Origin of the sequence: Microcoleus sp. S36a_B3, from assembly GCF_036700745.1 — a bacterium.
In the GTDB taxonomy this organism is placed as follows: domain Bacteria; phylum Cyanobacteriota; class Cyanobacteriia; order Cyanobacteriales; family Microcoleaceae; genus Microcoleus.
In genome coordinates this window covers 21876-27875 of record NZ_JAUBPN010000044.1, presented here as the reverse complement: position 1 = coordinate 27875, position 6000 = coordinate 21876, and the positions used below count along the sequence as shown (strand labels likewise).

Annotated in this window: 6 protein-coding genes; 3 read left to right on the top strand and 3 right to left on the bottom strand. The window is 45.9% G+C overall.

Annotated elements, in window-relative coordinates:
* Positions 1 to 70: 70 nt before the first annotated feature.
* Positions 71 to 958: a metallophosphoesterase gene (locus QUA01_RS25815; protein WP_333093334.1), complete on the bottom strand. Its 888-nt coding sequence runs from the start codon at positions 956 to 958 to the stop codon at positions 71 to 73.
* A gap of 1019 nt (positions 959 to 1977) precedes the next feature.
* Between QUA01_RS25815 and QUA01_RS25810 the strand changes: the two genes are divergently transcribed.
* Together QUA01_RS25810 and QUA01_RS25805 are read left to right on the top strand one after the other, a co-directional pair.
* A complete protein-coding gene (locus QUA01_RS25810) occupies positions 1978 to 2208 on the top strand; it encodes a prevent-host-death protein (RefSeq protein ID WP_333093335.1) in 231 nt (76 codons plus the stop codon).
* On the top strand, positions 2193 to 2597 hold the full coding sequence (locus QUA01_RS25805; protein ID WP_333093336.1) for a type II toxin-antitoxin system VapC family toxin: 405 nt from the start codon (positions 2193 to 2195) through the stop codon (positions 2595 to 2597). The genes QUA01_RS25810 and QUA01_RS25805 overlap by 16 nt, the downstream gene beginning before the upstream one ends.
* 103 nt (positions 2598 to 2700) lie before the next feature.
* Here QUA01_RS25805 and QUA01_RS25800 read toward each other — a convergent pair whose 3' ends face one another.
* The gene (locus QUA01_RS25800; protein ID WP_333093337.1) at positions 2701 to 4056 is read right to left on the bottom strand and encodes a serine/threonine-protein kinase; all 1356 of its coding nucleotides are present in this window, start codon (positions 4054 to 4056) and stop codon (positions 2701 to 2703) included.
* 74 nt (positions 4057 to 4130) lie between these two features.
* Positions 4131 to 4271 (bottom strand): hypothetical protein, encoded by a 141-nt coding sequence (locus QUA01_RS25795; protein ID WP_333093339.1) that lies wholly within the window; start codon positions 4269 to 4271, stop codon positions 4131 to 4133.
* 79 nt (positions 4272 to 4350) lie between these two features.
* Between QUA01_RS25795 and ispG the strand changes: the two genes are divergently transcribed.
* Entirely contained in the window at positions 4351 to 5574 is a 1224-nt protein-coding gene (gene ispG, locus QUA01_RS25790; RefSeq protein WP_333093340.1) for a (E)-4-hydroxy-3-methylbut-2-enyl-diphosphate synthase, read from the top strand.
* The last annotated feature ends 426 nt before the right edge of the window (positions 5575 to 6000 follow it).

Below are 6000 nucleotides of genomic sequence, written 5' to 3'. Positions count from 1 at the left end.
TTGGGTAGTCAACTTGCTGAGAATTTAGCAACTAAAATCTAGGTAAATCTAGGTAAATTGTCAACTGCCGTTAACCCCTTCCTGTCGAGTGCAAGTCTCGCGTAGAAGCCGTTTCAACCGCCCCCTGTTCTTGACAAACCAAAGTAATTACTGACACCTCCGGCCGACAAAATAGCCTCCCTGGCGCATAAGTTCCCAAACCGCGATTCACGTACAGCAAATTACTCCCAACCCGATGCAAACCGCTAGCCCATTCCCAGTGACTAACTACTCTATCGCAAGCCGACAGAAGAGGAATCCACTTTCGGATTGGTTCAGGAATCAAATAGCCAATTTTTCTCACCCAAGCATACAAAGGCCCGATACCGGGAATCACAATTTGACCGCCGTGAGTGTGCCCGGAAAACTGCAAATCAATCCGCCACTTTTGGAGCTTTTCAGCAGTATCAGGATTGTGAGACAATACAATCCGAGAAATCCCCGGATTTATTGATGTCATTACAGATTCAGGCTTAAAATCGCCAGACCAAAAATCTGCCAACCCAACTAAAGCCAACTCAGCCCCCAAAGGATAAATGGCTTCGTTGTATAACACCCGAATACCTGCGTTATTCAAAGCATTAGCAACCTCAATTTTTGCCCCCGGCCAATAGTGGTCGTGATTCCCCAAAACCGCGTAAATTCCCATCCGACTTTGCAACTTTTTCAATCGCTGCACTAAGTCGTGAATAGGTGCCGGATCGAAGGTAATAAAATCCCCCGTTAAAAAAATCAAATCTGGTTCGGCTTCATTAGCCGCCGCAATCGCCTCTTCTAGCAACCATTCCGACAGCCGCACCCCGTCGTAGTGAAAGTCAGTAAGCTGTACAATTTTAGTACCCGATAGATTTGCTGGAAAATTTGCGATCGGTATTGTTAAACAGTCTACCTGCAGTTTCCCAGTGAATAACCTGTGCATAAATCTAACGTTTATTGACAGAGCGCAACCTCTAGTTTAGCAAATAAACAGGCAAGACTGCAAAAGTAGATATTATTCCTTCTTTCTTTTGCCATCTGACTAATAACTACTAAGTGCTGAATACTAGCTAATGATATCAATTTAAGTTGCCCTCATACCGGAATTGTTGACTGTTGACTGTTGACTGTTGACTGTTGACTGTTGATTCGGGGTCTAAAAACTGAATGGTTGAGTATTAACTGTTGACTCAATTTCATTATTCCAATGCCACCGGAAACGATATGACTGAGCGGCAAGGTGCAACCTAAGCACGATATTAATAACTAAAGTCCTCACTACCAACATTTTTTATTGCGATTAATTGACCGGACATCATTTTAGGCGATCGGCTACGCGGGAGAAAAAAAACTATATAATGGCGGTTAAGCTGTTGCGGCATTTATATTGAATGTCAAAAAAATATAACTTTTGTGGGGGTGTCCCGCCCGCCCTGAATATGCAATGTTTATTTGCGCGATAGCTTACTGGTGCGGCGGGTGGGTTGGGCGATCGTCCATTTGGCTGCAATTACGCTCATGGCGATGTTTTTTGATTGCTTTTTAATTTTTTATTGTAGCTGATTTTTGATTTTAGGCGATCGGCGATTGAAATTGTTTCTTGTCAAACGAAGTTTTAGCAGAGGGGGACTGAAGAATCAACCCGATATTAAAGCAGGATTTGCTATGATATCGAATGTAGCTTAAATGCCTCTTTGTATCCCATTAATCCATCGATTTGCATCTGGCCGATAAATCTCCTCTCAAGCTTTCACCATAGATTAAGTATAGCTTTTCTCATAAAGATGAGTTACGATTGGGTAAAAGTTAATCAGGAAAAAAAGAATTGCTCGCCTCGCACCTCTTTTAACTCAAAAGCTTCATAGTCCCTGCGATTGCTTTCTTGAATCGCAATGACATCCTTTGCTCAGTGAACCGTATTGAGATATAATGTAGTTTGAACACAACACCAATCATTGTCCTATGAAAACCATAGACAAAAGTCAATTAACAGCTCAATTACTAGAATTTTTGCGACTTGTCGAGATTGAAGGCGAAGAAATTTTAGTGATGGATGGGACTAAACCACTTGTGATAATTTCTCAGTATGAAAAGTCTCTTTCAACTGAAGAATTATTTAAGGATATGCGGGGGAAAGTAAAATATTTTGAAGATTTAACTACGCCAACAACTGAAGAATGGCAGGAAGTATGACAGTTGTCCTTGACACCTGCGCTCTCATCTGGTGGAGTTTAGATCCAGAGAAACTTTCTCAATCGGCAAAAGATGCTTGTCAGCAGATGGAACAAGAAAAAAATGGTTTAGTTCCATCAACGGCCATCTGGGAAATAGCTATCAAGATCAAAAATCATAAGTTAGATTTAGGAGTAAGTATTGATGACTATATCGCTACTTTAAAAAAGTCTAATGTTATTCGGATCGTTCCAATTGATGAGGACATTTGGCTAGAAAGTGTCAAATTAGAATGGGAACACCGAGATCCAGCAGATAGAGTGGTTGTAGCAGTTGCCAAAAGAAGTCAAGCTGCTATTATTACAGCCGATCAAAAAATAGCTAGTTTCTACTCTTTAGTAATTTGGTAAATCGAATGTGCCAGGTATCGGAAACGTAGAACAGGCGCGGTTTCGTGGTTAAAGCCTCTGTTATAAATCTTCACGAAACTCTGTAACCCTTAGATGTTACAGTCTACAAGTCTCGACGCGAGAGAAGAGAACGCCCCACAACAAGCCTTCCACCAACCACCCCATCAGTTAACTTTCCCTTCACACACGGGAGGTGTCCTATAGGTGCTTTGGTGTTGAATTTTAGATCATTATAGTGCAACCATGTACTATTATTCACACGCCAACCTACCCGATCGCCAAAAGCTGCCCAAATTTTCCGATCATATTCTCTGCTTCCCCCCAGACTTTCATAGATGCGTTTCTGCACCGAAAAGCCGAAACGTCCGTTACTGTATTTTACCCAAAGTTGGTCAATAGTTCGTAAGTCTTCACAGGGGAATCGATCGATATCTTCACCCCTCAGCCAGCCATCCTTTGTTCTCCCCGCTACTTCCAGCATTTTTCTTGCCGTTTCCCCATCCGCCTCTTGCCATTTTCCGCTAGCCAACAGCCGATCGAGTTGACGATAATCAACTCCTTTTGCTGAAATCAATTTTACAGGTTGGGGCGCTGGCTGCGGGCTAGGAATCGTTGGTGAAACACCCCCTCTTTGCCCCCGATTGCCGGGGGATTGGGGAAGCATAGCCAACCATTTTTGAACCGACTGAGGGCGCTTTGTCTCATTCATTTCCATCCCTTTCATAATTGCCCGATGCACCGCATCGCTAATATTAGGATTAATCTGAAACGGTGGCTTTAAAGGATGATTTAAAGCTCTCATAAATGCAGGAGTTGGTTGTGTTTTCGTTAGCAAATAGTATAGCGTTGCTGCCAGAGCATAAACATCTGTGTACTCAGCAAATCTGCCCATTTCCCCGTACTGTTCGGGAGGCGCAAAACCATGTGTTAGCCCCAAAGTCATTTGCTGAGTGCGATCTGGAATAAAACCCCGTGCCAAACCAAAGTCAATCAAAACTGCATCAAAATTGTCGCGTACCATAATGTTTTGTGGCTTGATATCCCGATGTAGCAAACCTTTTTCGTGAACTACTATTACCGCTTCTGCCACTTTGCGGATGTAGTTTAAAGCTTCGCTTTCCCACAGGACACCGCGCTTTTCTACCAAATTCCACAAATCTTTCCCTGCCACATATTCCATCGCAATGCAAGGGAAATCATCGTGAGTGAAGTAGTTGTCTATTTGCACAATATTGGGATGCCTGCACACAGATAGCTTTATCGCCTCATCCCGGAATCTTTCCCAATACCGGGCAAAATTTCGATCGCTCAATAAGTCGTCTTTCAGCGTTTTGATGACAACCCGCCCCCCGTTTGGCGCTTCCTTTGCTAGATAGGTGATGCCAAAGCCACCCTCACCTAACTTGCGTTCAATGATATACCGATCGCCATTTAACCGCTGCCCCGGTGTCCAAACCATTCTCCTCACCGCCAACCAATATTAATTTTTATCTCGGCATAGCCTGTATTTTAACTGTATTTTCTAAGTTGGGTTTAGTTCCACGGGCCCAACTTCAGTTCGCCTTCCCGGTGATGGTTGGCTTTTAGTTCGATCGCCCTTTTCCGACATAATTCGATCGACAAATTCGCCACAATTTCATTAAGAATCCTAAATCCCAAAACCTCTTTGCCCAAACAGGCCCTTTCTGTGCAAACCTAAAAAACAGCAGACACAATTTTATAAACTCTAATTAAAGAACCCTAGCAACCAGTTATGCAAACTCTGCCGAACCCCACTAAAACCCTCACCACCGAACCAACCTTCGACACCACCATCAAGCGCCGCAAAACCCGTCCAGTCCAAGTCGGTAGCGTGACGATCGGCGGAGGCAACCCCGTCGTCGTACAATCGATGATTAACGAAGACACCCTCGACATCGACGGTTCAGTCGCCGGAATTCGGCGCTTGCACGAGATTGGCTGCGAAATCGTCCGCGTCACCGTGCCCAGCATGGCCCACGCCAAAGCATTAGCCGAAATCAAGCAAAAATTGCAAGAAACCTACCAAGCCGTGCCCCTGGTTGCCGATGTCCACCACAACGGCATGAAAATTGCCCTGGAAGTCGCCAAACACGTAGACAAAGTGAGAATCAATCCGGGACTTTACGTGTTCGAGAAGCCGAAAGCCGACAGAAGCGAATACACCGACAGCGAATTCGCGGAAATTGGCGAAAAAATCCGCGAAACCCTGGAACCTCTGGTGATTTCCCTGCGCGACCAAGGCAAAGCTTTGCGAATCGGCGTTAATCACGGTTCCCTCGCCGAACGGATGCTTTTTACCTACGGCGACACGCCCGAAGGGATGGTGGAATCGGCCCTGGAATTCATCAAGATTTGCGAATCCCTCGACTTCCGAAATATCGTAATTTCCCTCAAAGCCTCCCGCGCGCCGGTGATGGTGGCTGCTTACCGCTTGATGGTGCACCGGATGGACGAATTGGGCATGGATTACCCGCTGCATTTGGGCGTCACGGAAGCAGGAGACGGCGAATACGGCCGCATCAAATCCACCGCAGGCCTCGCACCGCTGCTGACTGACGGCATCGGCGACACTATCCGCGTGTCGCTGACAGAGGCCCCAGAAAAGGAGATTCCCGTCTGCTACAGCATTCTGCAAGCCTTGGGACTGCGGAAAACGATGGTTGAGTATGTCGCTTGTCCTTCCTGCGGCCGGACTTTGTTTAATTTAGAGGAAGTCTTGCACAAAGTGAGAGAGGCGACGAAGCATCTCACGGGTTTGGATATAGCAGTAATGGGCTGTATTGTCAATGGGCCTGGAGAAATGGCTGATGCTGACTACGGCTATGTCGGGAAGCAACCGGGTTATATTTCTCTGTACCGCGGCCGGGATGAGATTAAGAAGGTTCCTGAGTCTCAGGGTGTGGCAGAATTGATTGACTTGATTAAATCGGACGATCGCTGGGTTGAACCTGAGTAGGTTTGGGGCCGACACAATGGGATTGGTGTCAACACAGAGACTGCAACTTTTGAAAAATCTCGCTTCTATCTGAGGCCAGATCCCCCCTTAGCTTGCCCCCTACTCCCCCTTAAGAAGAGGGGACAAGAGCGATCGAAGTCCCCCTAGCCCCCTTTAAGAAGAGGGGGGGACAAGAAAGTCTTCTCAAAGTCCCCCTTCTTAAGGGGGATTTAGGGGGAGCGAGACTTGTGCAGCAGATATACAAAGGATTTAGGCATTCGCAAATCAACTTCCTAAACCCGCGTCCGCATTCAGGCGCGGCAGCTTCCGCTTCGGGAATACAACTCGGCAAAGTTGAATAAATATGTATCCAAAATCCGACCAAGCCTTGCCTGTGTTAGATTGGGCGTGATTATTCTGAAATCTTTTGCTCCGGCGTGTCAGACA

Coding starts and splice junctions, on each gene's coding strand:
- QUA01_RS25815 (WP_333093334.1), bottom strand. CDS start 958: ATGCACAGGTTATTCACTGGGAAACTGCAGGTAGACTGTTTAACAATA.
- QUA01_RS25810 (WP_333093335.1), top strand. CDS start 1,978: ATGAAAACCATAGACAAAAGTCAATTAACAGCTCAATTACTAGAATTT.
- QUA01_RS25805 (WP_333093336.1), top strand. CDS start 2,193: ATGGCAGGAAGTATGACAGTTGTCCTTGACACCTGCGCTCTCATCTGG.
- QUA01_RS25800 (WP_333093337.1), bottom strand. CDS start 4,056: ATGGTTTGGACACCGGGGCAGCGGTTAAATGGCGATCGGTATATCATT.
- ispG (WP_333093340.1), top strand. CDS start 4,351: ATGCAAACTCTGCCGAACCCCACTAAAACCCTCACCACCGAACCAACC.